Source organism: Bacteroides salyersiae WAL 10018 = DSM 18765 = JCM 12988, assembly GCF_000381365.1.
GTDB classification, from domain to species: Bacteria; Bacteroidota; Bacteroidia; order Bacteroidales; family Bacteroidaceae; genus Bacteroides; species Bacteroides salyersiae.
The window spans coordinates 2124326-2150127 of the sequence record NZ_KB905466.1; the positions used below are offsets into that span (position 1 = coordinate 2124326).

The 25802-nt window shown below is 43.0% G+C and carries 23 protein-coding genes; 4 read left to right on the top strand and 19 right to left on the bottom strand.

Annotation, left to right across the window (positions count from 1 at the left end):
- Positions 1–27: 27 nt before the first annotated feature.
- The 10 genes from HMPREF1532_RS07950 to HMPREF1532_RS07995 form a co-directional block, all read right to left on the bottom strand.
- Complete coding sequence (locus tag HMPREF1532_RS07950; RefSeq protein WP_025819013.1) at positions 28–1347, bottom strand: IPT/TIG domain-containing protein; 1320 nt, start codon at positions 1345–1347, stop codon at positions 28–30.
- Between the two features lie 26 nt (positions 1348–1373).
- Positions 1374–3479, bottom strand: a complete 2106-nt coding sequence (locus tag HMPREF1532_RS07955) for an alpha-amylase family protein (RefSeq protein ID WP_227096830.1) — start codon at positions 3477–3479, stop codon at positions 1374–1376.
- 650 nt (positions 3480–4129) lie between these two features.
- A complete protein-coding gene (gene fucP / locus HMPREF1532_RS07960; RefSeq protein WP_005927413.1) occupies positions 4130–5449 on the bottom strand; it encodes an L-fucose:H+ symporter permease in 1320 nt (439 codons plus the stop codon).
- A gap of 58 nt (positions 5450–5507) precedes the next feature.
- A complete protein-coding gene (locus HMPREF1532_RS07965) occupies positions 5508–5897 on the bottom strand; it encodes an L-rhamnose mutarotase (RefSeq protein WP_005927415.1) in 390 nt (129 codons plus the stop codon).
- Between the two features lie 22 nt (positions 5898–5919).
- Positions 5920–7311, bottom strand: a complete 1392-nt coding sequence (locus HMPREF1532_RS07970; protein WP_005927417.1) for a rhamnulokinase — start codon at positions 7309–7311, stop codon at positions 5920–5922.
- Between the two features lie 81 nt (positions 7312–7392).
- Positions 7393–8031 (bottom strand): class II aldolase/adducin family protein, encoded by a 639-nt coding sequence (locus tag HMPREF1532_RS07975; RefSeq protein WP_005927419.1) that lies wholly within the window; start codon positions 8029–8031, stop codon positions 7393–7395.
- Positions 8032–8036: 5 nt separating this feature from the next.
- Positions 8037–9191, bottom strand: a complete 1155-nt coding sequence (gene fucO, locus HMPREF1532_RS07980) for a lactaldehyde reductase (protein WP_005927421.1) — start codon at positions 9189–9191, stop codon at positions 8037–8039.
- A gap of 9 nt (positions 9192–9200) precedes the next feature.
- Complete coding sequence (fucI, locus tag HMPREF1532_RS07985) at positions 9201–10973, bottom strand: L-fucose isomerase (RefSeq protein ID WP_005927423.1); 1773 nt, start codon at positions 10971–10973, stop codon at positions 9201–9203.
- A 72-nt stretch (positions 10974–11045) separates the two neighbouring features.
- On the bottom strand, positions 11046–12026 hold the full coding sequence (locus HMPREF1532_RS07990; protein WP_005927426.1) for a GntR family transcriptional regulator: 981 nt from the start codon (positions 12024–12026) through the stop codon (positions 11046–11048).
- A 208-nt stretch (positions 12027–12234) separates the two neighbouring features.
- Positions 12235–14574, bottom strand: a complete 2340-nt coding sequence (locus tag HMPREF1532_RS07995) for a glycoside hydrolase family 3 N-terminal domain-containing protein (protein ID WP_005927432.1) — start codon at positions 14572–14574, stop codon at positions 12235–12237.
- Between the two features lie 572 nt (positions 14575–15146).
- Between HMPREF1532_RS07995 and HMPREF1532_RS08005 the strand changes: the two genes are divergently transcribed.
- Complete coding sequence (locus HMPREF1532_RS08005) at positions 15147–15542, top strand: hypothetical protein (protein WP_005927434.1); 396 nt, start codon at positions 15147–15149, stop codon at positions 15540–15542.
- Positions 15543–15556: 14 nt separating this feature from the next.
- Here HMPREF1532_RS08005 and HMPREF1532_RS08010 read toward each other — a convergent pair whose 3' ends face one another.
- Positions 15557–16255 carry a YgjP family zinc-dependent metalloprotease gene (locus HMPREF1532_RS08010; RefSeq protein ID WP_025819011.1) on the bottom strand — a complete coding sequence of 233 codons (699 nt, stop codon included), beginning with the start codon at positions 16253–16255 and terminating at the stop codon, positions 15557–15559.
- A gap of 138 nt (positions 16256–16393) precedes the next feature.
- Here HMPREF1532_RS08010 and HMPREF1532_RS08015 point away from each other — a divergent pair, with 138 nt between their 5' ends.
- Together HMPREF1532_RS08015 and HMPREF1532_RS08020 are read left to right on the top strand one after the other, a co-directional pair.
- A complete protein-coding gene (locus HMPREF1532_RS08015) occupies positions 16394–17134 on the top strand; it encodes a head GIN domain-containing protein (RefSeq protein ID WP_005927440.1) in 741 nt (246 codons plus the stop codon).
- Between the two features lie 12 nt (positions 17135–17146).
- Entirely contained in the window at positions 17147–17926 is a 780-nt protein-coding gene (locus HMPREF1532_RS08020; RefSeq protein ID WP_005927443.1) for a head GIN domain-containing protein, read from the top strand.
- Between the two features lie 298 nt (positions 17927–18224).
- Here the strand turns inward: HMPREF1532_RS08020 and HMPREF1532_RS08025 are convergent, their stop codons facing one another.
- From HMPREF1532_RS08025 to HMPREF1532_RS08055, 7 genes are all read right to left on the bottom strand, one after another.
- Positions 18225–18707 (bottom strand): DUF4252 domain-containing protein, encoded by a 483-nt coding sequence (locus HMPREF1532_RS08025; protein ID WP_005927446.1) that lies wholly within the window; start codon positions 18705–18707, stop codon positions 18225–18227.
- Positions 18707–19216, bottom strand: a complete 510-nt coding sequence (locus tag HMPREF1532_RS08030; RefSeq protein WP_005927448.1) for a hypothetical protein — start codon at positions 19214–19216, stop codon at positions 18707–18709. The genes HMPREF1532_RS08025 and HMPREF1532_RS08030 overlap by 1 nt, the downstream gene beginning before the upstream one ends.
- Entirely contained in the window at positions 19206–19715 is a 510-nt protein-coding gene (locus HMPREF1532_RS08035; protein ID WP_005927451.1) for an RNA polymerase sigma factor, read from the bottom strand. The genes HMPREF1532_RS08030 and HMPREF1532_RS08035 overlap by 11 nt, the downstream gene beginning before the upstream one ends.
- 62 nt (positions 19716–19777) lie before the next feature.
- Positions 19778–20551 carry an acetylglutamate kinase gene (gene argB, locus HMPREF1532_RS08040; protein ID WP_005927454.1) on the bottom strand — a complete coding sequence of 258 codons (774 nt, stop codon included), beginning with the start codon at positions 20549–20551 and terminating at the stop codon, positions 19778–19780.
- A 31-nt stretch (positions 20552–20582) separates the two neighbouring features.
- Positions 20583–22475, bottom strand: coding sequence for a biosynthetic arginine decarboxylase (gene speA, locus HMPREF1532_RS08045; protein ID WP_005927456.1), 1893 nt, complete (start codon positions 22473–22475; stop codon positions 20583–20585).
- A 120-nt stretch (positions 22476–22595) separates the two neighbouring features.
- Complete coding sequence (locus tag HMPREF1532_RS08050) at positions 22596–23123, bottom strand: shikimate kinase (protein ID WP_005927459.1); 528 nt, start codon at positions 23121–23123, stop codon at positions 22596–22598.
- A gap of 80 nt (positions 23124–23203) precedes the next feature.
- Positions 23204–23806, bottom strand: coding sequence for a nitroreductase family protein (locus HMPREF1532_RS08055; RefSeq protein WP_005927461.1), 603 nt, complete (start codon positions 23804–23806; stop codon positions 23204–23206).
- A 109-nt stretch (positions 23807–23915) separates the two neighbouring features.
- Here HMPREF1532_RS08055 and HMPREF1532_RS08060 point away from each other — a divergent pair, with 109 nt between their 5' ends.
- Entirely contained in the window at positions 23916–24551 is a 636-nt protein-coding gene (locus HMPREF1532_RS08060) for a ribonuclease H1 domain-containing protein (RefSeq protein WP_005927464.1), read from the top strand.
- A gap of 7 nt (positions 24552–24558) precedes the next feature.
- Here HMPREF1532_RS08060 and lpxZ read toward each other — a convergent pair whose 3' ends face one another.
- Positions 24559–25797 (bottom strand): LpxZ family protein, encoded by a 1239-nt coding sequence (gene lpxZ / locus HMPREF1532_RS08065; RefSeq protein ID WP_005927467.1) that lies wholly within the window; start codon positions 25795–25797, stop codon positions 24559–24561.
- Between the last annotated feature and the right edge of the window lie 5 nt (positions 25798–25802).

Below are 25802 nucleotides of genomic sequence, written 5' to 3' on the forward strand. Positions count from 1 at the left end.
ACTGTATTATCTTAAAAGTCTCAATTATCATTCAATAGCAAGTCGGCGTACACACTGATTTTCACTATCACCAATATAGATAGTTCCATCGGTATCTAATGCTACACCAAAAGGTTTGTCAAACAATGCTTCTTCCGGAGTTCCATCCATAAATCCCGATTGACCGGCAAGTCCGATTACCGTACTGACAATTCCATCTTGTGAAATCTTTCTGATCACATGATTATTCGTATCGGCCAAATACAACTCATTATCCGCACTTACTATCATCTGACGAGGTTCGTTAAACATAGCATACTCACAAGGGCCATCTGCATATCCCGAACGATTCGTCATACCGGCATACAATTTATGTTCACCTGTTTTTAGATTGTATGTATAGATACAATGAGAGTTAGTATATGCCAAATATAAAATATGTTCTTCCCCTTTAATCGGACTAAATACTATATAAGAGTCGCTCTCGGCCATCAATTTCGTCTGTGTTGAAACAGCCATTGTATATCCCGTTGACGGATCAAACCGTAATAATGTGCCATCCTTTGCGCGTGTATACATAAATCCATCATATTTGCACATTGCAAATGAGTGTTTAAATTTAATATCAAAATCATCACTGGAGGGATCTTTACGCAAAGATGATTTACGGGGGATCCACATGTTCTCTGACGAAAGTACCCAATACTCCATTCCTGCATCTGACGGAATATACACCGTTTGTCCATCATCGGCTATACAAGGCTGATTGAGCGGTGCACCGGTATTGGGGATAAGAATCTGACTCTTATCTTCCAATTCATTTACCAGCATCACTTTGTTGTTATCATAATAACTATCCAATTCCCGGCAACAAACAAATATATTATGGTCAGTATCAATTGCCAAATAAGTAACCTTCGGGAATTGAGTTTCGGCAAGATTTCCCACTTGCGCTCCGGGAGTTCCTTTCATACCGCAAAGCGTAGTTACCGTAGTTTGAATATGATAAGTAAAATGTTCGTCAAACGCCACTTTATTATCACCTACAGAAACTGTAATAGTACAGTCTTCGCCCGGTTTACGCGGGGTAATTACATACATTTTTTCGCCGGTACTTCGAACTACAGCTGCTTTTGTGTCATTAAAATACACATTGATTTTACTCACATCCGTACCGAAATTTTCCCCACTAAAGACCATTTTAGTAGCAATACCACCTTCTTTCGGATAAAAATCCGTCAACACAATCGGCTTGTTGGGATCGTGTTCATTCTTTTGGCTTTCATCATCTTTACAAGAAGAGAATCCTGCAATAAGGAAGCCCATCAACAAAGATGTGAAAATTCTAAATCTGTTACTCTTTTTCATAATATAGTTATTTAATTCCATGAATCTCATTTTTTATACAAATGGTAAATTTCGGCCTGATGCTTAGGTAGATTGTAAGAAAGCTTGCCCTCTTGAATCTGTACGTTATTTCCCGACCAACACTCTATACCACCGGAAACTTTCTCCGGAGTGATCCCAAGATCCTGAAGAGTCAGTTCACCACTCTTCACACCTTCGTCATAATTAAAATAAGCAATGTAATAAGCGTCTTCCGTTTCTAAAGTAAACAGGTCGACCGAGCGGTTAGAACCGAATACTTTATGACCATAAGCCGGTCTGAACGTTTTACCAAGATTGACAACTGCATTGATCCGGTCGTTAACAGCGAATTTCTTCACCTTTTCCTGTGACACCTCTGTTCCGATATAATTTCCTTTAGTCGATAAGTTATCGCCAATCATGAAATAACCCGTCACAGCTCCACTTGTGATACGAGACATATTTTCCGCTTCGCTCCGGTCTCCCATCACAAGATGGTCGGGATCATTATAAGCATATACGCGATCCAGCCACCATCCGAAAGACAAACTGTTCATCATGTAATTGGTGTGCCACATTTCTCCCCAGGCATCACAGCTGATACGACGGGCATTCGCATACTGATAAGGGAAAAGGGGAGCGATCGATTCGACAATAAACATTTCGTCTCCACAGCGTTCACGCAGATATTTCATCCCGTAGTTAAAGGCTTGGGTACCTGTTGTTATATCCTTATTATACCATTTGTCTGCCTCAACCATACCGGCAGTAAGAAAATCCAGTTTGAGATATTTAAAACCGGCTGCTTTAAATTTATCAATGAAATAATTAATTCTCGACAGTGTAGCCGGGGCTGTAGGATCCATACAGCCGGCACCATATAATTTCCGTTTCTGACCGTTCACCTTTAAGTGTGATTGGCTGTATTTATAGCCATTATTCCCTTCAATATCACGTTCATTGTCCGGAAACCAGTCATTGAACGGAGTCCAGTAAATACCCGGCACCTGCCCATTGGCAATACAATGCCGAGCAAAATCTTCCAGTTGCTCCCAATTCAAGTTATCCCAATAAGAATCCAAGCCGACAAAAACAACTCCGCTTGCGCCAAAACCGCCTTTCCCCTGCAAATGCTCTTTCACAAAATCAGAGGCAGAAAGCACTCCTTCATAATTCACATGCGTACTCATCCCCCCCCAGCTATTCCAACCGAACGGAGTCCCCTTGGTCCACTCCCGTTTAGGAACAACGGCTGCATTCGCTTCTCCAAACGTTTCCATACCCAATCTCCAATCATCAAAGAAACCCACAAACATTCTGGATGACTTCACCGTTGTGCTTTTTATAGAACCGTGCACCTTATCATCACGTGTAGCAGAATGGCTGGCACCGCTATAACATTCCAATTTAGTGATACTCCGGTTATCACGGGATCCTACCATACGTATAGCCGACTTCCAGGTATCATGCTCTACGGAACCAATCACAAGACCATTCTGGCTACCACCGTTAAAGATGGAAGTCACTTCGAATGAAATCGTATCGCGAGCCAACGGTCCGGAAGCGTGTATGGCGCTTGCCGATTTTGATTGCGACAACGGTAACGAACCGTAAGTTATAAAACCATCATTATCAAAAGGGACAAACAATAGACGATTGTCAGTATCCTGAGGTAAGAATTGATTGGTTGCCGTCGTATAAATCGGAGAGATATAATTGGTTACCAACACCTTTCCATCCACAGAAATAAGATAAACTTCCGTCAGAAAAAAATCTTTGGAAGAATAAAGATAAAAAATCTGTTCGATGGTAGGAGCACCCTCTTTCTTATACTGTATCGTACATTTTTGAGCCGGACCGAACTCATCGGTAATCTCATCCTTTGTAAACTTCACATCTGTATATTCGGAACTATTATAGTAATTCGAAGAATTATTGAACCGAACAAACACATCGCTCAAAATGAGCTCTCCATTCTTCAACAAATCAATTTGCTTTGTCTCGTCTTTAAAACGAACCGTCCACTCACCGGCAGAAAATTCACGGCTATCGGCACAAGCACTTTCCAAGAATAAGATCTGAATGAACAATAAGCAAAGCGAATACTTAAATATACAATTTCGTCTCTTCATTTTATTAAATTTAAAAATTAACAGATGCATTACTTTGTTAGCCAAAAGTAGCCGATTCGTATATCTTAAAATTGCAAAATACAAGCAAAAAATAGAAAATTCGTAGTAACAGCAGGGGCAATATCCATGGAATAGAACCTCCATACCATTTTATGGAACAGATATACCGATTAAGATAATGACAACCTATCAGAAGAAATTCGAAAAGTAATTATAAATAAGAATGGAAAAACCTCACAGAATTAAGTGCTGAAAACAGCCGATTCGCTAACCGGCACAAGCAAAAAACAATAGGGAATTAGACAATAAGTCTAAGAAACAAAAAATTCACTGCTCCCATCAGTTATCCAAAAACTAAAATTGTAATGATTTAAACAAAACGGCAGGTTGCTTAAAAGTAAAAACAGAGTTTCTTTTACAGTAAAGATAATACACAGGGTAAACAAAACACACAGAGCTGGCTATCAGCATATTAGATGAATACATTTTTTCCCGTAGAGAATCAGGTCGTTTCTCTACGGGAAAAAGATAGTTCCTCTACGAGAAAAGTATCGTTTCTCGTAGAGGAACTATCTAAAAGTCCATAAGATATGACAAAGGGAGTAAAATGAGAAAGTAAGCCCCAACCTCCCTTGTAAAGATAAAGGCAATTACCCTTTTCTCACACGTTTATAAGAACGATGTCCGTATATAGTTACCACCACAAAACAAATAAATGGAAGTATAAACGAAAGATTCACCGCCGGCATTCCAAATAAAGCATGCTGATCAATGATACTTGCCTGCAACGGAGGTAAAACCGAACCACCTAAAATAGCCATAATCAACCCGGCAGCGCCAAATTTGGCATCATTACCCAAACCTTGAAGAGCTATTCCGTAAATAGTAGGGAACATCAATGACATGCATGCCGAAACACCGACCAAACAATACATACCTCCGATATTCTGTAGGAAAATAACTCCCGTTGTGAAACAGCAGGCGGCAATAGCCAAAATCTTCAGCAGTAGTCCGGGATTGAGATAACGTAGTATGAAAGTACAGACAAAACGGCTCACACAAAAAATAACCATTGCTATTATATTGTATTGCTGAGACAAAACTTCCGCAGCCTGTTCACTCATCCCTTGCGAGGTAAACAAACGGGTACCGTATTGAATGATAAATGTCCAACACATGATTTGTGCACCCACATAGAAAAATTGAGCAATCACCCCTTCACGATAATGATGAATGGAAAAGATACGCTTCAACGTAGGCAGAAAATCGATGGAATGAGACTGGTCAGCATTTTTGGGCATCTTCACCATACGGATCAGCAATAGCATAACCAGAATGACAATACCGATTACCAGATATGGAGCAATCAGTACGGCCAAGTCCGAATCACGCATCGCCTCGAACTCGGTTTGAGACAACTGAGCCCGTTCGGCAGTATCCATCGGATTCAGACGGTTCTGGATAAAATTCATCGCCACATACATGCCTAATAATGACCCCATCGGATTGAAAGACTGGGCCAGATTGAGCCGACGCGTAGCCGTCTCCTCCGTGCCCATCGACAGGATATACGGATTAGCACTGGTCTCAAGAAAGGAAAGTCCGCAAGTCAAAATAAAATAGGCAATTAAAAAAGGATAATAATTTCCGGTCATCATGGCAGGAAAGAAAAGGAGAGCACCGAATGCATACAGCCCCAATCCCAACAAAATGCCGGCCTTATAAGAATACCGGCGGATAAATATAGCAGCCGGAAAAGCCATTGCAAAATAACCACCATAAAAAGCGACTTGCACCAATGCGCCATCCGTCACACTCATACGGAATATCTTGGAGAAAGCTTTTACCATAGGATTGGTTATGTCATTGGCAAATCCCCAGAGTGCAAAACAACTGGTGATGAGAATAAAAGGAATAAGATAGCTGACGCCGTCTTTGCTCAGGATAGAAAAGCGTTTGGTGTTATTCATAATGGTATAAATTCGTTAGGATATAAACTCGTTTGAGGTTGTTCGTAAAAATAAAAGGTTATTCGTATAAATGGAACATACGTTCCATCGGTTGCCATTTTTGTGCGGAAGTAGATCCGGGAGTCACAAGTTGGAAAATCGCCATATAATCTTCCCATTCCTGCTGGCGGGGCAAAGTGGCAAGCCGTTCCATTGCCGTGTCCCAATCAAAATCGAGTGCAGTCTCGACTATCATAAACAAACGTGTATCCAAAATGTAAATTTCCATTTCAAGGATACCGACTTCCCGGATACCGGCGATAACTTCCGGCCAGATTTCCGCTTGGCTGTGGCGTCGGCGATACTCGGCTATCAGCTTCGGATCGTCACGCAGATCCAATGTCCGGCAATATCGTTTCACCGGTTGATGATGCTCTTTAGCCGCATAACTTTTAATAGATGTTTCCATGGTTTTATTTTTATCTGTCCCTTTAAATAATTTCTGTAATTTCATCACGTGTCTTAATCTCCCCACACGCCAAAGCTTGCACAAGGATATTTCCAATAGCAGTGGCCTCAACAGGACCTGCATACACCGGAATGCCCAATGCTTCTTCCGTCAGGCGGTTGAGAAGGCGGTTACGACACCCTCCCCCTATGATATGAAGTTGGGTAACAGGTGACGGTAACAAGCTGTTTAACTGAGTGACTCCTTGTTTATAACGTTGCGCGAGCGATTTAAGTATACAAAGAACATATTCACCACAAGTTTTTGGTACGGCAAGGCGATGTTCACGGCAATAATCGGCAATTGCTTTCTCCATATTCAACGGACTTTGAAAGACCTCGTCATCCACACGAATAATTGAATCGATTTCCGCATTCTCCGCAGCAGTTATCAGAGTTTCGTACTCCGTATCTTCGCCTCGTTCTTTCCACTGAGCTATAAGTTGCTGCAAAATCCACAAGCCTGTGATATTCTGCAAAAAACGGATTTTACCTCCCACGCCTCCTTCGTTGGTAAACCCTGCCAAGCGGGCCTCTTCGGTAAGGATAGGTTCGTCTAATTCAACTCCAAGAAGCGACCAGGTTCCTGAACTCAGGAAAGCTTTTCGGGTATTAACACCACCGGTGACGGCAGGCACTGCAAATACGGCGCTTGCAGTATCGTGCGAACCTACGGCAACCACATCGACCTCACCATTCATACCGATCTCTTCAGCAATATCGGCTTTCAGTTTTCCCCGTACGGTTCCGGGCATTACTATTTCTCCGAAAAGACGTTCGGGTAAACCCAAACTGTCTATTAATGGATAGTTCCAAGTACGCTTGCGGGCATCGAGCATTTCGGAGGTGGAAGCAATGCAATATTCATTATTTGCCACGCCTGTCAGAAAGAAACTGAAAAGATCGGGCATAAACAGCAACTTATCTGCAAGTTCCAATTGTACATCCCCGTTCTTTTTCATACTGTAAAGCTGAAAAAGCGTGTTAATAGGCATCACTTGAATACCGGCCTCCGCATAATGACGGGAAATATCCATATGCCCGAACAGTTCTTCGGGTAATCCATTCGTGCGCGGATCGCGATAGCAAACCATATTGCCCAACAAATTGCCTTGCCTGTCTATCAATCCGAAATCGACCCCCCAAGTATCGATTCCGATACTTTTTATGGAATATCCTTTATGGGCAGCCAGACGAAGCCCGGTTTTCATTTCACCGAACAATGCAAGGAAATCCCAATAAATATAGTTCCCCATCCGGATTTGCCGGTTGGGAAAACGATATACTTCCTCCAGTGTTAACCGCCCGTTGTCAATGGTGCCGGCCATCACTCGCCCGCTACCTCCACCAAAATCCACTGCTAAATATGTATTCATAGCTCAACTCTTTTCTAAATAATAAGGAGGAGAAAAAGAGACTTGGAAATACATCCCCATTTTCCCCTCCTTTTCATCTTATTATTTAGTCTTCTTACCCAAAACGTAAGTCTCGAGATCATCAATCTCTTCGGGCGTCAACACGGTATAATCACCGCCGGACTGGATAATAATGCGACATGCCATCTCGAAGAACATGGCACGTTCAAAAGCTTCGTCGAAGTCTTTTCCACATACCACTTGTCCGTGCTTTAACAGTAATACCGAATTGTGGTCTTTCAATCCATCTATCACCCCTTGTGCCAATTCTTTCGAACCGGGACGATAATAAGGAACTACCGGCACTTCTCTGCCTACATGACAAGGTATTTCGGCCGTTACATTCAAATTAGTGGGACGATTCTTCATACAAGCCACCGCAGTAGCATAATGAGACTGGAAATGAAGCACCACATTCACATCGGGACGCTCACGGAGAACACCGAAATGGAAACCGCTCTCCATAGACGGCTTCACACCATTCAGCACTTCTCCCGTCGACAGTTTACAGATGGAGACCTTTTCTTTGGGCAGAGAAGGCACCCAAGAGCCTGTACCGGAAATCAGCACTTCATCCCCTATACGCCAGGAGATATTACCGCTACTGCAAATAGTAAGTCCGGCATCGCCTACACGATGAGCCTGGGCTATAAACTGTTCTATCTGTTCATTCGTTATCATAATGACTACAATGCTTTTTTATAAAGTTCAAGTATTATTTCTTTGCTCACTTCACGGGGATTTCCCGGGGTACATACATCGGCAAACGCCGCCGTAGCCAACTTATCCAGATCTTCTTCTTTTATTCCCAATTCGGATAAATGCTGCGGGATCCCTACACGGACAGAAAGTTCCCGGACTGCCTTGACCGCCGCAGCAGCGGCTTCTTCACGAGTCATATCCGGCGTATATACATTCATAGCCTTGGCTATCTCTACATATTTATCGAGTGCCGCAGGAGCATTGAACTCCATCACAATAGGCAACAGCAAGGCATTTGCTACACCGTGAGGTATATCGAAAATAGCTCCCAACGGATGTGCCATGCCATGCACAACTCCCAAACCTACATTAGAAAACGCCATACCGGCAATGTACTGGGCAACCGCCATACCATTACGGGCTTCGGCATTGGATGGCTCATTGACAGCCGTCTCAAGATAACGGGCAATCATTTCGATCGCTTTTATCTCGAACATATCGCTCATCTCCCAGGCACCTTTCGTTATAAGTCCTTCAATGGCATGCGTCAAAGCATCCAACCCGGTAGAAGCTGTCAGCCCTTTGGGAAGGGTATACATCAATTCGGCATCTACAACGGCAACTACGGGAATGTCATTGGGATCTACGCAAACCATTTTCTTTTCATTGGCTTCATCGGTAATCACATAATTAATAGTAACCTCGGCCGCCGTACCCGCCGTAGTAGGCAAAGCAATAATGGGAACAGATTTGTTTTTCGTATCTGCCACCCCTTCCAGAGATACTACATCACTGAATTCCGGATTATTGGTTATAATACCGATCGCCTTGGAAGTATCGATCGATGAACCGCCACCGATTGCAAGAATAAAATCGGCACCCGAAGCTGCAAAAGCCTGTAGACCAGCCTTGACATTAGCTACGGTAGGATTCGGTTTGACATCACTGAAAACCTCGTATGGAACAGAAGCTGTTTCAAGTACTTTCAACACTTTATCGGCCACCCCGAATTTAATAAGATCCTTATCCGTAACGACCAGAGCCTTATGCAGCCCCAAACGGGCGATCTCTTTCGGGAGCACTTCCCGTGCTCCCGGTCCGAAGTATGAAACTTCGTTTAATATAAATCGATTAATCATTTTATTCCATTATTTATAAATAGGACCATAAACAGCACATGCTCTGTAATCCGCTCCTTCTTTCTCCATACCGAAAGCATTCCATGCGGCCGGACGGAAGATGGCGTCTTCTTCGACATTGTGCATACATACAGGAATACGCAACATAGAAGCTAATGTGATCAGATCCTGTCCGATATGCCCATAACTGATAGCACCATGATTGGCCCCCCAATTGTTCATTACCGAATAAACATCTTTGAATGCAGGTTTATCACACAAACGGGGTACAAACCAAGTGGTCGGCCATGTACGATCCGTACGTTCATCCAGCAAACGGTGAACTTCCGGATCGATCTCTACCGTCCATCCCTCGGCAATCTGGAGTACCGGGCCTAATCCTTTAATCAAGTTCAGACGTGTCATCGTAACAGGCATGCCTCCTTTGGATAAGAAATTGGAAGAGAAGCCGCCGCCACGGAAATAATCACGGTTAGCAGGATACCAGGTAGTAGCTTCCAGACATTTCTCCATCTCTTTTTCCGTGATCTCCCAGCAAGGTTTCATCGCCGGTTCACCTTTCTCATCGGTTTGCTGACCGGTTCCGTCGAGCGTTGTAGCACCGGAATTGATCAAGTGAATAATACCATTGGCAGCCATGCCGGTAAGTTCTTTTCCTGTCACGCGTTTTACCGCTTCGGGGCTCCAATAGGTACGCACGTCCGAGAATATCTGCGCACGGTTTGTCAACAGATGCCCGAAGAGCATCGCTACGCCGTTACAGGCATCATTTTCGGTAGCTACCACATAAGCTTCACGAATACCGTTCCAGTCAAAAGAGGTATTCAATAAGGCTTCCGAATAATCCCCGTTAGGATAAAAGTCGGTCCATTGGCGTTGCCCCTGGAATCCGGCAGCGATGGCATTGTGCCCTAAAGCCTCTTCTTTGAAGCCCATCTCACGCAGTTTCGGATTTCCCTGCATCAAATCGCGCATGATAATAGTCATCTTGACAATGAATTCCCAGTCTTCGTCTTTCTGCTCACGGTTTTTTGTTTTCTCCGGAAGGTTGAAGTCTTTTCCTTCGTTCTTCTTACAATACTTTTCGGTCCAGGCCATTGCTTTGGCGAACTCTTCTTTATCATAAATACCCTCTGTCATGCGGCGGATGATTTCTGTGAGGTCGACAGACTCATTTCGCATACCGAGATATTCCTGGAAGAAATCCGGATTAACGATAGAACCGGCAATACCCATGGAAACACTACCCATAGAAAGATAAGATTTTCCTCTCATAGTAGCTACCGCCTGGGCAGCACGGGCAAAACGCAATATCTTTTCGGCTACATCGGCAGGAATGGAATTATCATTCAGATCCTGTACATCGTGTCCGTAAATACCAAAAGCCGGCAGGCCCTTCTGTGCATGTCCTGCCAATACGGCTGCCAAATAAACGGCTCCCGGACGTTCGGTTCCGTTAAATCCCCAAACCGCCTTCGGGTAATACGGGTTCATATCCATTGTTTCGGCTCCATAACACCAGCAGGATGTCACGGTAATGGTTGCCCCCACCCCTTCACGTTCGAATTTCTCGGCACATGCAGCACTTTCGGCCACACGTCCGATCGTACCGTCGGCTATCACACACTCTACCGGAGTACCGTCTCCGTTTCTTAAATTTGTAGAGATCAATTCGGCTACGGCTTTAGCCAGATTCATTGTCTTTTCTTCAAGACTTTCACGAACACCACCCTGACGACCATCAATGGTAGGGCGAATTCCAATTTTCGGATACTTTTTCATATTCTTATGATTTAAATAAGTAAAACATTTCCATCTGTACTGAACTGTGCTGAAACATAGGAATAAAAAATCCTATAAAGATCCTCTTAAACGTATCTCGGTAGGCAAATACGTATGTATCTGCTTGCCGGTAAGGATAAAATCGGCTGTCAATGTCCCCATCTTTTCCCAATCGATACTCAGCGTAGTTATTCCCCTGTCTATCACTTCATAAGCAGGAGTTTCATTATAGGCCAACAAGCCGAAATCAGTTCCGCAAACCAAACCTTCTATCCGGCTTTGTTTGATGATATGTACCACATCGACCTGTCGGATAGCGATATAAACCTCGCCTTCGCGCACTTTCATTCCTTCCACATCCTCCCTCACTTCGCATATGAATTCCCGGTCGGCACAAAACTTCCGGAAACTGTCACAAGTGCTCCGGGGGTGCTTTGTCCCTTTCACAAACAACAAAACGAGCCTTTTATAGTGCCGCAACCGATCGGCCAGTTGCAATAATGCCTGATAAAAAGAATCATCAAAATCCTGACATATATAAGAATAATCTTTCTTGTCGAACTTGCCGAAGTCGAGCAATAAGAGTTTGGAAGAGTCTATTTTATAAAGATTAGGAGAGAACTTTTCGTTATCGAAGTTCATAACAACGTATTTATTATACCGCCCCAAGGATTCACGAAGAATAGCATTGAACAGGCTCTCGTTATATTGGTGAAACCATAAATCGACCTTATAACGGGAAGACAAATGCTTGATAATGCTATTGTAAAGGGTGTCTTTAAATGGGGAATATTCATCAAGCAACAACAATATGCTTTTCTGCCTGTTTACCACATAATACCCTTTTCCGGGGGTGGAATCGATAATTCCCCGTTCTTTCAAATCGATGAAAGCTTTGAAAACCGTATCACGTGATACCTTATAATCCCGGCTCAACTGATTGATAGAAGGCAAAGCATCGTCTACCTTATATCTACCCATTGAAATATCTTGGCTGATGAGATCGGCCAATTGCTTCACTTTGGTTGTTTGCTGTCCGAATATAATCTCCATATCTACAGATCAAAAGGTTTTCAGAAAACGTCCGGCAACTATGCTGAACCATCCTGCTGCAAAGAAAAGTAATTTATTTAAGATCAACAAGAATAAGAAATATGTTTTGCAACACAAGATCGAGGATAATCGTATAAAAAAACATCCTGATACCTTTTATTCATAGTATCAGGATGCAACTATATTTCTTAAAATCAACAGATTGATTTTATTTATTCGGTGTATTCCACTTTTTTGTTTCCGAGCAGGTTATATTCAGCGTTTGCTTTCCTGTTTGAATTCTGAAATCTCCTTTTTCCAGTATCCATTTACCATCATAGCCTACAAAAGCCAAATCGCTGCCTTTTACTTTCAATGTAACGGTTTTCGTTTCACCCGGTTGCAGTTCTACCTTTTCGAAAGCACGAAGACGGCGGATATCAGGAGTCAAGGAAGCCACCAGATCACTACTGAAAAGCAGAACACTCTCCTTACCTGCCTTATCACCGGTATTGGTCACATCGACCGTAAAAACGAGTTCATCACCGGCAGTAAACGAAGGTTTATTCACGCTCAGACGATCATAGGCAAAAGTCGTATAGCTAAGCCCGTAGCCAAAAGCCCACTGAACAGACATCACCGCATCATAATCATAAGCTCCCTGCATCTTCTCAAGGTCTTCACACGGTTTATAATCATAAGTCACCAAAGAATTGATATCTTTAGGATAAGTATAGGGCATCTTCCCACTGAAATTGACATCGCCGGCCAAAAGATTAGCCAGTGCATCGCCCCCGTAATTACCCGGCAACATGATGTTGACAACCGCCTTTACCAACGGCTCTATCTCATTGATAATACGCGGACGCCCCTCATTCAGAATCAGAATTACCGGTTTTCCGGTAGCCGCCAGAGCTTTCACCAGATTCAACTGGTTTTGTGAGAGGAAAAGATTAGTCAGGTTGCCCGGTGTTTCACAATAAGAATTTTCACCGACACAGGCCAGAATATAGTCCACTTCCGAAGCGGCAGCAACCGCTTTTTCTATTTTCGGAGCATTCTCTTCCCAGTAAGCACCTTTCTGCTTATAAGTCACTCCTGGTTCGTATACCACATTTCCCACACCGAATTTTGCCTTGAATGCTTCAAGGATCGTATTATACTCACCGGCAAACCTATCTGCCTTATGGCCTTGCCAGGAATAAGACCATCCGCCATTCAGCGTACGCATCGAATTGGCATTCGGTCCGGTAATCAATATTTTCTTTCCGGAAGCAAGTGGCAGAATCCGATCCGCATTCTTCAATAGGACAAGTGATTCCTCTGCCGCCAGCAAAGCAGTTGCAGCATGCGATTTACTCGCAAATTCCGGGTATTCCGAAGGATCCCAATATGGCTTGTCGAACAGCCCGAGACGGAATTTCATGCGCAGTACCCGGCGTACAGCATCATCAATGCGGCTCATAGGAACTTCACCTTCTTGCACAAGTTCTTTCAGATAATTACAGAAACTCCATTCATAAGGCACCATAGACATATCGATACCGGCATTAATAGCCATTTTTACGGCTTCTTTCTTGGAAGCGGCCACTTTGTCACGGGTATACAGGTTGTTTATATCCGCCCAATCCGTTACGATGAGCCCGTCCCAATTAAGGTCTTCCTTCAGCCATTTCGTCAAAAGTTCATAATTGGCATGAAAAGGAAGCCCGTTGTTCATAGCAGAATTCACCATAACAGACAAAGCACCGGCTTTCACAGATTCCAGAAAAGGGGCAAAATGCTTTTCACGCATCTCCTGCACCGTGATAGACGATGGCGTACGATCTTTGCCGGATACGGGGACACCATAACCCATATAATGTTTCAAACAGGCAGCTACCTGATTGGGGCCTATATGGTTCGGATCCTCGCCTTGAAAACCAATCACAGATTCACGTCCCATCTCTGTATTGACGTAACAGTCTTCTCCATAATTTTCCCACATACGAGGCCAACGGGCATCACGGCCAAGATCCACAACGGGCGCGTACGTCCAAGGAATGCATCCGGCTTTTGTTTCGTAAGCCGATATCTCGGCTCCTTTCCGTACCAGTTCACGATTGAATGTAGCCCCCATATTGACGCCCTGCGGAAAGAAAGTTCCACCGGCCGTATAGGTGGTGCCATGTATCTGATCGACGCCATACACGCAGGGAATTCCCATAGACTTTATCGATTCTTCCTGAATTCTTTTGATAAGAGTGGCCCAGACCTCCTTCGTCTGTGCTTCGCCATAAGGTACATTCAGTATAGATCCCACTTTATATTTACCGATCACGGTATCGAGCATGGCTTCATCAAAAGTAAAACCCGGTTGCCCTGTTGTTTTCTTATCAGTCAACACATCGATCGTCAATTCGGTCATCTGCCCTATTTTCTCTTCCAGAGTCATCTTTTCGAGCAACTTCTCAACCTTATCCTCTATCACTTTATCAACAGGAATAGCCGGGGAGATTATCGTATTCTGTGCAAAAACAGACCATGCAAATCCTGCGAATACCAAAGGAAATAATAGTTTCTTGTTCATGTTATCAATTTGATTTGTAGTAAGCCGTACACCGGATATCGTTATGATACGTGAGCAAAGATAATACAATGTACCCGATATAATATTGCCGAAGGAGATAAACTTGAATTCCACAAGCAGGAATTCGCAGCGTCAGGCGGTAAATATCCAGCCAAAAGCATAAGAAGTATTTGACAAAGACAGGAACAGAAACATAGACAGCGAGAGTCTGCACAGATCCCTTACGCAATTCTGAAATGCCTTGCTTGCCGCCATTACAGAGCGGAAGGGGCTCCAAGAGCTGGAAATACGAGGCACAATCACCATATTCACATAAAGCATAATCGAACATTGACAATCCCCCCTTCCGCACGCAAACACTGATGAACAAGGGGAAGCGTAAGGGGTAAGGAATCAATTCAAGTTTCTATTCCATACTTTTAATTCCGACTTCTGTACCTTTTGCAAACGAACAAAGCCTTTATTATTTTTTTGATAGGTATTCGCTACGATTCGCTATGATTCGGACATTCCTATACCGGTAATCACAAATAAAATCAGTACCTTTACACCGAAATTTTAAAAGAATCGTTATGGCACATCGTCTGAACACTAATAAGCAATTTATGGTAGGCAATGGTATTCTGGCATTCGCCGTTATTTTTGTTGTAGTCATCTTTGTCTATATGAGTATGAGGCTGCAACGCGAAAAACAGGAAGAACGCCACTTCATAGAAACTTACACGATCCATCTTACCAAAGGATTCACCGGTGATTCGCTCTCACTTTTCATCAATGACAGTCTGATAATAAACAGACGAATAACCGAAGAGCCCTTCGCAATCGAAGTAGGCCGATTTGCAGAGCAAAATGCGCTGATGATCGTCGATAATCTGACAGACGAACTGTCTACATTCGACTTAAGCGAAAAGGGGGGCAGCTACCGCTTTGAAAAAGATGCCGACGGAATTAAACAACTCTCCCGTTAGACGTTGCCATCCTTTCAAATCTCCGTCTTATAATTTTTCAATTCTTCGCGTAGCGCAAGCGCTTTCCCATCGGTCAACGAATCGAGTAACGACCAGAAACGATCGCCATGGTTCATCTCACGCGTGTGGCACAATTCATGAAGCAGCACATAGTCTATTAAATGCTGAGGCAACAAAACAAGAAAGTAAGACAGGTTGATTGCCTTACGAGCCGAGCAACTCCCCCACCGTCCACGGCTGGAATTGATTTTCACACTCTTGTAAGGAAGGTTATGCCGGCCGGACAGCATGTACAGTCGTGGCGGAAGAATGATTTTTGCATTTCTTCTCAGCGCTTCCTCAATGACCTTATGCAACCATTCCTGCAACTTACTATCAGTAAAATCAGCAGTCGGGGGACAAACGATACGCATCTCTCCTAACTCCGAATGCGCCAGAAAACGATCACGCTCACCGGCTACCAAAGACAGCTTAAAATATTCCGTCTCAATCCGGTAATCCAAATCTATCGATGGGCGAGCAGTCTTCTCCTTGAAGCCACGCAATTTCACACGCAATTGATTGATAGCATCGGTGATCTCGGCAGATGTGGTTCCGGGAGGTACGCTTACATAAATGGCATCACTTTTCGTCCGGAAAATCAGCCGCTTGGCACGTGGATTAACACGTATCACCAAAAGCCCCAATTCTTCATCTTCAAGTATCTTATCTATTTTTTCCATACACCTGCAAATAAACAAATATTCTGCGGGAAGAACAAATACAACAGACTCAAAAAAAAGTAGTACCCGATGCAACCTTTTTGAAAGAGTCTACGTCTAATAAACAGAAACCTCAAAAAAACTTATAAGATGAAAGCAAAATTAAACGTATTCTTAATCATATTCCTGACTGGATTACTGACCGGTTGTACCTTTATCTCAGAAAGAGCGGAAGGCATAGCTCCCAGCAAAAATTACATCACACGGGATTACCAAATAAAAGATTTCAATTCCATAGATGCCACTACGGTAGGTGACATTTATTATACCCAATCTACAGATGGGAAAAGTTCCCTGCAAATCTATGGACCGGATAATTTTGTCAAGTTAATACAGGTATCGGTAAAAGGTAATACTCTGATATTAGCTATGGATAAGCATAAGAAAATAAAGAATGCCAAGAAACTCAAAATAACCATCAGCTCTCCGGATCTGAACCGGATCCAATTTAAAGGCGTAGGAAACATTCACATCGATAATAAGTTTGTTACCGGCAGGCTCGACATCGAAAGCAAAGGAGTCGGCGACGTCAATGTTCAGGAACTGGACTGCCAGAATCTGACCGTAAACTCGATGGGAGTGGGTAACGTAAACCTAAAAGGGAAAGTAGTCAACGCCAATCTCAGTTCTAAGGGTGTAGGCGATGTAGAAGCAACGGATCTGGAAGCAACACACGTGAAAGCCTCCTCCAATGGAGTGGGCAATATCTCATGCAATGCTACCCAATCTTTAGACGCAGCCGTCAAAGGAGTAGGAAGTATTAACTATAAAGGAAATCCTGCACAAAAAACATTCAGCAAAAAGGGTGTGGGAAGTATCAAGGGTATTTAAATATATAAAAACATGAAATCAATTTCAATTTCTTCATTCGCTGCAATTTTACTGATCTGGACAATAACTGCCTGCTCGCCCAGCAATCGGGTGACCGGAAGCAATAACTACATAACCAAGCAGATCAAAGTAGAGAAATTCAACGGGCTACAATTAACAGGAAGCCCGGATGTTATTTATAAACAGGCCCAAGGAAAGCCTTCTGTAGAGGTATACGGCCAAGATAATATAGTAGAACTGCTGGATATCTATGTGCAAAACAATAGCCTGACCGTAAAATTCAAAAACAACACAAGCATACAGAACAGGGGAAAATTGGAAATAAGAGTTTCCGGTCCTGCACTCAACCGAATAGCCTTATCGGGTTCCGGTGATATCAAACTTGTAAACGGAATACAAACCGACGATAATTTAAGTATTAAAATACAAGGTTCGGGAGACATTGCGGGAAACAAAATAAGCTGTAATTTGTTATCATTATCCATCAACGGGTCGGGAGATATGACATTGAACAGGATAGATGCCCTAAAGGCAGAAGTAGGTATCAACGGTTCGGGAGATATTTCCCTTTCCGGAATCTGCAAAAATGCCGAATACAGTATCAACGGTTCAGGAGACATTCAAGCTTCCGAATTGGAAACAGAGAATGTAACGACCTCTATCAATGGTTCGGGAGATATAAGCTGTTATGCCACAGAAAGCTTGAAAGGGCGTGTCTCCGGCAGTGGTGAAGTAGCCTACAGAGGAGAACCACAAATAGATTTCTCCAAAAAGGGACTGCGTAAATTATAAAATTCTCTCTTTACATATAACTTTATCTCTCTAACAGAGATGGAAAAAGGAAGTTTCCGTGAGGCAACTTCCTTTTCTCTTTAATGCCATTCTCTGGTATTCTCTTTCTCCTTTTTCCAAGCAATCCATATGAACCGGCAGGATAAATAAAAGGGCTACTGCATCACGCGGTAGCCCATCTATTTAGTTAGTTTTTCTATAAAAATTTGAGAGAATTGAAACTTCACAGCCTCAAGTTGTTTTAATTAAGCACACTAACTATATTTATGTTTAAAGCAAATGAAAATGTCTTTTCTTATCAAGAGCGCTTGGGCTTCATCGAAGCTGCCAGCTTCGAAATGAATTCCGGACTCATATTGCCCGTAAAATTAATCACGGCAAACTGATTCTTTTCATGCATCAACATCACCAACTCGACAATCGCATCCTTCTTCTTTCGGATCATAATCTGACAATTTTCAGCTTTATCCTTAAAAGAAAGAAACGGTTCGAACCTTCCGGAATTCTTTTCCACCACCTTTAGAGCTTCATCGTAATACTTCTGCCCTTCCACTTTGGCAGTCAGCATCTGCATGCTCTTCAAATTAGAAATAATCTCCAGAACTTCATCATCTTTCTCAGCATCGCTTTTCATGATCTCCTCCATCATCTTCGGGCTGATAGTTATACACGTCAGATTTGAATCCGCCTTATGTTCAGTCAGAAAACGCGAAGCAAAGTCCTGAGCCGATACGGCTACAGATAGCAATGCCATCCAGCACATTAAAAGAACGCTCTTCATTATTCGTTAATCATATCGACTCCGCCTAACCGCACACTGTCGGCCAAGTTTTGGTCTTGTGATTTATTGATTCCTTCAGACAGCATCATCAATGCAGAAGAAACTTGCTTATAAGCCACTTCCGGATCATCATATGTATCTGTATAAGTATCGTAATTATAATCCAAAGTTTCATTGGCGAAAAATGTATGCTGCGCCACACTCCCCAATGAAAGCATAAAAGCAACAACCGCAGCCGCCTTCAACAAAGGCATGAACCTTCCGACCAATGTCAGACGCCGTGCTTTCACTACCGGCGGTTCTACCTGAGCCAGAATACGTGCATCGAAGTCTTCGCCCAGCCCCGTCTCACGCTGAACCTGCTGATAAACAAACAGGTCTCTATATTGAAGCAGATGAGCCGGTATTTCTCCCTTTGAGAAGAAAGCGCGCAACTCCGATTCTTCCTCCAAGGAAGTCTCACACTGCCAATATCGCTCCAAAAGCTGTTCTATATATTTATAGTCCATATTCGTCAATCTCTATATACCGTTGTTTCACTTTTTGCCTTGCCCTGAAAAGGTTTACTTTAACTTGTTCCTCCGTCAGTTGAAGCACTTTTGCAATATCTTTATAGCTCTCACCCTCTATATCCCGCAACTGCATAATAAGCCTTTGTTTTTCGGGAAGTTCATCAATCAACCGGTGAATAATTTTCATACGTTCATTATTCACCAATCGGTCATAGGGGCCGGATGTATCGACTTCTTCCGCCATTTCGGGGGTCAGTTCTACATTTTGGGCATCTTTCTTCTGACTTCTGTCTATCGCCAGATTCTTTGCCACTATCAGGCAATAAGCCTCGACAGATTCAAATTGTTGCCACTCATCACGCTTATTCCACACCCGTATCATGGTATCCTGAACAACATCCTCGGCCTCTGCCCTATCCAAAGTTATTCTGAGGGCCAGTCGAAAGAGTTTATCTTTCAAAGGCAATATATCGTTTCGGAAGCTGATTTCTTGCATCTCTATAAGAATGACGGATGAGAATATGAAAAGTTACAGGTACACTCTTATTTTTTTTCGGATTATTTTTTGATCCGTGTTCCTTCTTCTCCGCTAATAGCTGATGCTAAAGTTATTATAACCTCCGAAACTCCGGCATCAATTGCAGCAAAAGAGTTCTCGAGCTTTGGAATCATCCCCCCCTGAATAATGCCATCGGCCACATATTGCTTAAATTCCGCAGGGGTGATCAAAGGAATCACGCTATCGTCATCATTTTCGTCACGCAACACGCCTTTCTTCTCAAAACAGAAAACAAGAGTCACATCAAAAAGAGCGGCAAGCGCCTTTGCCGTCTCTCCGGCAATGGTATCGGCATTGGTATTAAGCATATGGCCTTTACCGTCATGAGTAAGCGGTGCCATAACAGGAACCACACCTTTATATATAAGATCGGATAACAGTGAAGCATCCACTTTTTCCACGTCACCCACAAAACCGTAATCCACTTCTTTCACCGGGCGTTTCACCGAACGCATGACATTCATATCCGCTCCAGTCAATCCCAAAGCATTCACTCCGCGAGCCTGCAGGCCGGCAACCACGTTTTTATTGACCAATCCGCCATATACCATCGTCACCACTTTCAGTGTCTCAGAATCTGTAATACGGCGTCCGTTCACCATTTTACTCTCAATGCCAAGCTGCGCCGCTATCTTCGTAGCCGAACGCCCCCCGCCGTGTACCAGCACTTTATGGCCTTCTATCGTTGCAAAATCATCTAATAATCGGTTAAGTGTAGCTTCTTCTTCTACAATCTTACCGCCCACTTTAATAACAGTCAATTTTTCTCTCATATATTCTAAAAGATAAGTCTCTCCCCACCCTCTATTCCAAATATGTATATCCGTAAAGTCCCGAACGATAATTCGACAAGAACTCCTTCCCCTCTTCTACCGATATTTTTCCTTCTTTTACGGATTTGGTAACCCACGTCTCTAATGTACGCACCAATTTTTTGGGGCTATACTGCACATAATCCAACACTTCGGCAACCGTCTCACCATCGATAATCTGCTCAATGGAATAACCTTTCTCGTTTACGGAAACGTGTACTGCATTCGTATCGCCGAACAAGTTGTGCATATCACCCAATATCTCCTGATAAGCTCCGACCAGAAACACGCCGAGATAATAAGGTTCCTTACTTTTCAAGCTGTGCAAAGGCATATAATGTGACACGTTCTTCGTTGAAATAAAGTTGGCAATTTTTCCATCCGAGTCACAGGTGATATCCTGTAAGGTAGCCGAACGATCGGGCTTCTCGTCAAGCCTCTGAATAGGCATAATAGGGAATATCTGATCAATAGCCCAAGAGTCGGGAAGCGACTGGAACAATGAGAAGTTACAGAAATATTTATCTGCCAACAATTTGGATAAACTACGGAATTCATCCGGTGCATGCTTCAATCCGGCAGCTATCTGATTTATTTCACGGGTAATAGACCAATATAAGCGTTCAATCTGTGCACGCGTTTTCAAGTCGACAATACCATGACTGAAAAGATCAAGGGCCTCTTCACGAATTTGTTGTGCATCGTGCCAAGCCTCAAGCATCTTATTCTGATTCAATGTATCCCAAATCCCATATAGCTCCTGCACTAACTCATGAGCATCCGGAGCGATTTCTTCTTCATCGTCCCATTCGGGCAGAGTAGTTGTTTCCAATACCTCAAAAATGAGCACCGAATGATGGGCTGTCAATGCCCTGCCGCTTTCAGTAATAATATTCGGATGAGGAATACCATTCTTATCGCTGGCATCCACGAGAGTAGAGATCGAGTCATTGACATATTCCTGAATAGAATAATTCACGCTACTTTCACTGCTGGAAGAACGGGTACCGTCATAATCAACTCCCAATCCGCCTCCAATATCGACAAACTGCACATTAAAGCCCATCGCATGAAGCTGTACATAAAACTGAGACGCCTCACGCAATGCCGTCTTAATACGACGGATTTTAGTAACCTGGCTCCCGATATGGAAATGGATCAGCTTCAGGCACTCTTTCATCTCCTTCTTTTCCAAAAAATCCAATGCTTCAAGCAATTCACTGGAAGTCAGCCCGAACTTACTGGCGTCACCGCCCGAATCTTCCCACTTACCACTTCCGGAAGAAGCCAACTTGATACGAATACCGATATTAGGCATTACATTCAATTGCTTCGCCATCTTAGCGATAAGTTTCAATTCATTCATCTTCTCTACGACGAGAAAAATACGTTTTCCCATCTTCTGAGCCAATAACGCCAGTTCTATATAACTTTCATCTTTATATCCATTGCAGATAATCAATGAATCAGAATCCGTATTTACGGCAATCACAGCATGAAGTTCGGGTTTAGATCCGGCTTCAAGACCGAGATTGAACTTCTTTCCGTGGCTGATAATTTCCTCCACAACCGGACGCATCTGATTTACCTTGATTGGATAAATAATGAAATTCTGAGCCTTGTAGCCGTACTCTTCGGCAGCCTGCTTAAAGCAGTGAGCTGTTTTTTCAATACGATTGTCCAAGATATCCGGAAAACGTATCAACATGGGAGATGCCACATCACGTAACTGCAACTCATCGACCAGTTCCTTCAAGTCGACGCCGACGCCGTCTTTTCGCGGTGTAACAACAACATGACCTTTGTCATTAATACCAAAGTACGAAGTACCCCAACCTGTAATGTTGTAGAGTTCCTCAGAATCTTCAATACGCCACTTTCTCATTTTAATGTATTCAGTTGTGTTTATAAATTATTTAAGGCAACAAAAATAACTATAAATCCATAGTATACAATCAGAAAGCCATGTTTTTTAAATAAGATATTTACAAAAGGTACAAATAAGCTACAGTTTCAATAAGTCACGCAACTTTTCCACCGATTTTTCTATCTGGGAACGATCCTCCAGTTCATCGGCATTAAAAACATATTGGGCTTGCGAATAAAAAGGAGCACGTTTCTCCAATGCCCGGATAATAAATTCTTTCAACTCGTCGTCCTGTTTACCCTGTAAAATAGGACGTTGCTGCTTGGCCACACGCAACCTACGGAACAGCATGTCGGGATGTACATTCAAAAAGACCGTCTTACCGTTGCGGTTCATAAAATCCATATTATCAAAAAAACAGGGAGCACCGCCACCTGTGGAGATCACAACATTCTCAAAGGCGCCTACTTCATGCAGCATATTCTTTTCCAACTCCCGGAAACCTGCCTCACCACGTTCCACAAACAATTCACCTACCGTTTTATGAAAACGTTCTTCCATATACCAGTCCAGATCGACAAACGGAAGATTTAATTTCCGTGCGAATGCTTTCCCTAATGTCGTTTTACCGGCTCCCATATAGCCGGTCAGAAATATACGAATCATAATTGCCTATCTTTTTGAGACAAAGATAGGCAATTATATATTAAAAAGCTCACGGTATGTAGTAAATAAAACCGATATGCTTATTTAAAAACTTTCACTCTTTCCGAAAGTTCCTTGAATTCTTTATCGCCCGGTTCTCCGGCGGGCATTCCAAACGGCATCTCGGCTATTAAATGCCAACTTGCCGGAAGTTCCCATGTGCGACGAACTTCTTCATCGATCAAAGGATTATAGTGTTGCAGAGAAACACCAAAACCGGCATCTTCAAGCATCGTCCACACCGCTAATTGGTGCATAGCAGATGTTTGCATAGCCCATCCCGGAAAGTTATCTTTATAACTGATAAATTTATTCTGCAGATCCTGCACCACATTCTGATCCTCAAAAAACAGTACCGTACCATATCCACTGGAAAAAGAATGATCTATCTTCGCTTCTGTATTTTTGAAAGCTTCCGGAGTCACTATCTTCCACAATGTATTTTTAACGATCTGCCACAATTTCCGATGGTTATCGCCCAATAGCAATACGACACGGGTGGATTGTGAATTAAAAGCCGATGGTACATGTGTTACGGCAAAATCGATAATTTCTTCTATTTCTTTATCGGAAATCGGCGACTGGTTTGTAATTGCATAGTAAGTCCTTCTGTGTTTTAAGGCCTCTTTAAAAGATTTCTCCATTATAACTCCTTTCTTTATTATGATATCTATAATAAAGAACAACCGATCATGAAAAGTTGTTCGGTAAAAGAAAATATTTGTAACTTTGCCACTCAAATGAAAAAGATAAATGGGTAAACAAAAGTTTTACGTGGTATGGGAAGGAGGTACTCCGGGGATTTATACCTCCTGGACAGAATGCCAACTCCAAACAAAAGGTTATGAAGGTGCTAAATACAAATCCTTCAGTACCTACGAAGAAGCTGAACGTGCCTTTCATTCGTCTCCTTATGCCTATATCGGAAAAAATGCCGTAAAAACAGAAAACAAGCACAAACCCTCTTCCGAAGTATTACCCGCAGCCGTAGTAGAAAACAGTCTCGCAGTGGATGCCGCCTGTAGCGGTAATCCCGGTCCGATGGAATACCGTGGAGTACATGTGGCCAGCAGACAGGAGATTTTTCATTTCGGCCCCATGAAAGGCACAAACAACATCGGAGAATTTCTGGCATTGGTACACGGACTTGCCTTGTTGAAACAAAAGGGGTTTGATATGCCCATATATAGCGATAGCGTAAATGCAATCAGTTGGGTGAAACAAAAAAAATGTAAGACCAAACTGCCCCGTACCCCAGAAACGGAAGCATTATTTCTCCTTATCGAACGTGCGGAAAAGTGGTTAAGAGAAAACACCTATTCCACCCGTATTTTGAAATGGGAGACCAAAGAATGGGGAGAGATTCCTGCTGATTTCGGACGAAAATAATTGCAGACTACTTGAATTTCTTAATCAGAAAAGCCGGATTTACCCTAAGATAAACACCAAATGAGAAATTAGTCATGCTTCCTTCCGGAACAAGTTCACCACTCGCCAGCTTCATGGTACCGGGCATTGAATAATACAGATCGCCTTTTGCACCGAAAGCGTAGTGTTTTCCAAAAGTCCGGGAATATTCGACGGAAAGGAAACAAGTTTGAGGGTCATCGTAAACCGCTCCCTCTGTCTTCATAGAAACAGCACCAAAATAAGGGATGCCGAATAAAGAGATAAAATCTTTGCAAACAAAATAGCCGCCTTTTACACGAATATTATTTCCTAAATCAAAAGAGGCTTTCGTGTATAATCCCACCCCTTTGTCAAAAGGCCACAACTTGCCGGATTCCTGATAATATCCCAACATGTCCGCCTCAACATTTATCCGCTTCAACACTTTGCGGTTTACGTTCCAAACAATACCGGCACCAACAGAGCCATTTGCCAAAGTTTGCACAGGACGGTCGTTATCCACGATCTGTTCTCCCCCCCGGTGCTGAATAGTCATCTGTACCGGCAAATAATAATGGAAACGGGATTCCGGTCTATTAAATTTAACCAAAGAAGAGAGACCGACCGTAAAAGCCTCCTGATGGGTGTCCGCTTCAAAAATAAAACTCTGCCAGTTGATCCAGGCATCGAAATGCCAACGTTTTAAATCACACAATACTTGAAATCCGGTTTCCGGATCGGCCGTCAAGTTCAATTCGGGATTATAAAGGGGCTCAATCAGTCTATGATTTTCACCGCCATACAGATTACCCAAAACCAGATTTACCCGCGACAAAGCCAGTTGCGCGCGGAAATAAGGCAAAATATGCGTACCACGCTGATACTGGTTTCCTTTCCAAATTGCAATATCATGATAAGCATAATTGGGAAACTTATAAGCACCGCTATAAATCAAGGCATGAACTCCCAATTCCAACTTTATATTCTTCAATGGATAAAACACCCCTTTAGGCTGTAACCACAGACCGGGCAAAGAGTATCCGTTTATAACGCTTCCTGCAAACTCATTGTCCTTAAAAAAGCTGATATTATCAAGTTCAACCAGAAGTTCTCCCTGTCTTTCCGGATCAATCTCGTAATCCGTCCGGCATAAACGTTCTACCATCTGGGCATGAGCTACCGAGCCAAGCAAAGTAACAACCGTCAGACAACAGGCTATCCTACGGACATATTTATTGAGTTTCATCGTAT

Coding starts and splice junctions, on each gene's coding strand:
- fucP (WP_005927413.1), bottom strand. CDS start 5,449: ATGAATAACACCAAACGCTTTTCTATCCTGAGCAAAGACGGCGTCAGC.
- HMPREF1532_RS08060 (WP_005927464.1), top strand. CDS start 23,916: ATGGGTAAACAAAAGTTTTACGTGGTATGGGAAGGAGGTACTCCGGGG.
- HMPREF1532_RS08030 (WP_005927448.1), bottom strand. CDS start 19,216: ATGGACTATAAATATATAGAACAGCTTTTGGAGCGATATTGGCAGTGT.
- HMPREF1532_RS07955 (WP_227096830.1), bottom strand. CDS start 3,479: ATGAAGAGACGAAATTGTATATTTAAGTATTCGCTTTGCTTATTGTTC.
- HMPREF1532_RS08055 (WP_005927461.1), bottom strand. CDS start 23,806: ATGGAGAAATCTTTTAAAGAGGCCTTAAAACACAGAAGGACTTACTAT.
- HMPREF1532_RS08050 (WP_005927459.1), bottom strand. CDS start 23,123: ATGATTCGTATATTTCTGACCGGCTATATGGGAGCCGGTAAAACGACA.
- argB (WP_005927454.1), bottom strand. CDS start 20,551: ATGAGAGAAAAATTGACTGTTATTAAAGTGGGCGGTAAGATTGTAGAA.
- HMPREF1532_RS08015 (WP_005927440.1), top strand. CDS start 16,394: ATGAAAGCAAAATTAAACGTATTCTTAATCATATTCCTGACTGGATTA.
- HMPREF1532_RS07990 (WP_005927426.1), bottom strand. CDS start 12,026: ATGGAGATTATATTCGGACAGCAAACAACCAAAGTGAAGCAATTGGCC.
- HMPREF1532_RS08005 (WP_005927434.1), top strand. CDS start 15,147: ATGGCACATCGTCTGAACACTAATAAGCAATTTATGGTAGGCAATGGT.
- HMPREF1532_RS08020 (WP_005927443.1), top strand. CDS start 17,147: ATGAAATCAATTTCAATTTCTTCATTCGCTGCAATTTTACTGATCTGG.
- HMPREF1532_RS08025 (WP_005927446.1), bottom strand. CDS start 18,707: ATGAAGAGCGTTCTTTTAATGTGCTGGATGGCATTGCTATCTGTAGCC.
- HMPREF1532_RS07995 (WP_005927432.1), bottom strand. CDS start 14,574: ATGAACAAGAAACTATTATTTCCTTTGGTATTCGCAGGATTTGCATGG.
- HMPREF1532_RS07975 (WP_005927419.1), bottom strand. CDS start 8,031: ATGATAACGAATGAACAGATAGAACAGTTTATAGCCCAGGCTCATCGT.
- fucI (WP_005927423.1), bottom strand. CDS start 10,973: ATGAAAAAGTATCCGAAAATTGGAATTCGCCCTACCATTGATGGTCGT.
- fucO (WP_005927421.1), bottom strand. CDS start 9,191: ATGATTAATCGATTTATATTAAACGAAGTTTCATACTTCGGACCGGGA.
- HMPREF1532_RS07950 (WP_025819013.1), bottom strand. CDS start 1,347: ATGAAAAAGAGTAACAGATTTAGAATTTTCACATCTTTGTTGATGGGC.
- lpxZ (WP_005927467.1), bottom strand. CDS start 25,797: ATGAAACTCAATAAATATGTCCGTAGGATAGCCTGTTGTCTGACGGTT.
- HMPREF1532_RS08035 (WP_005927451.1), bottom strand. CDS start 19,715: ATGCAAGAAATCAGCTTCCGAAACGATATATTGCCTTTGAAAGATAAA.
- HMPREF1532_RS07970 (WP_005927417.1), bottom strand. CDS start 7,311: ATGAATACATATTTAGCAGTGGATTTTGGTGGAGGTAGCGGGCGAGTG.
- speA (WP_005927456.1), bottom strand. CDS start 22,475: ATGAGAAAGTGGCGTATTGAAGATTCTGAGGAACTCTACAACATTACA.
- HMPREF1532_RS07965 (WP_005927415.1), bottom strand. CDS start 5,897: ATGGAAACATCTATTAAAAGTTATGCGGCTAAAGAGCATCATCAACCG.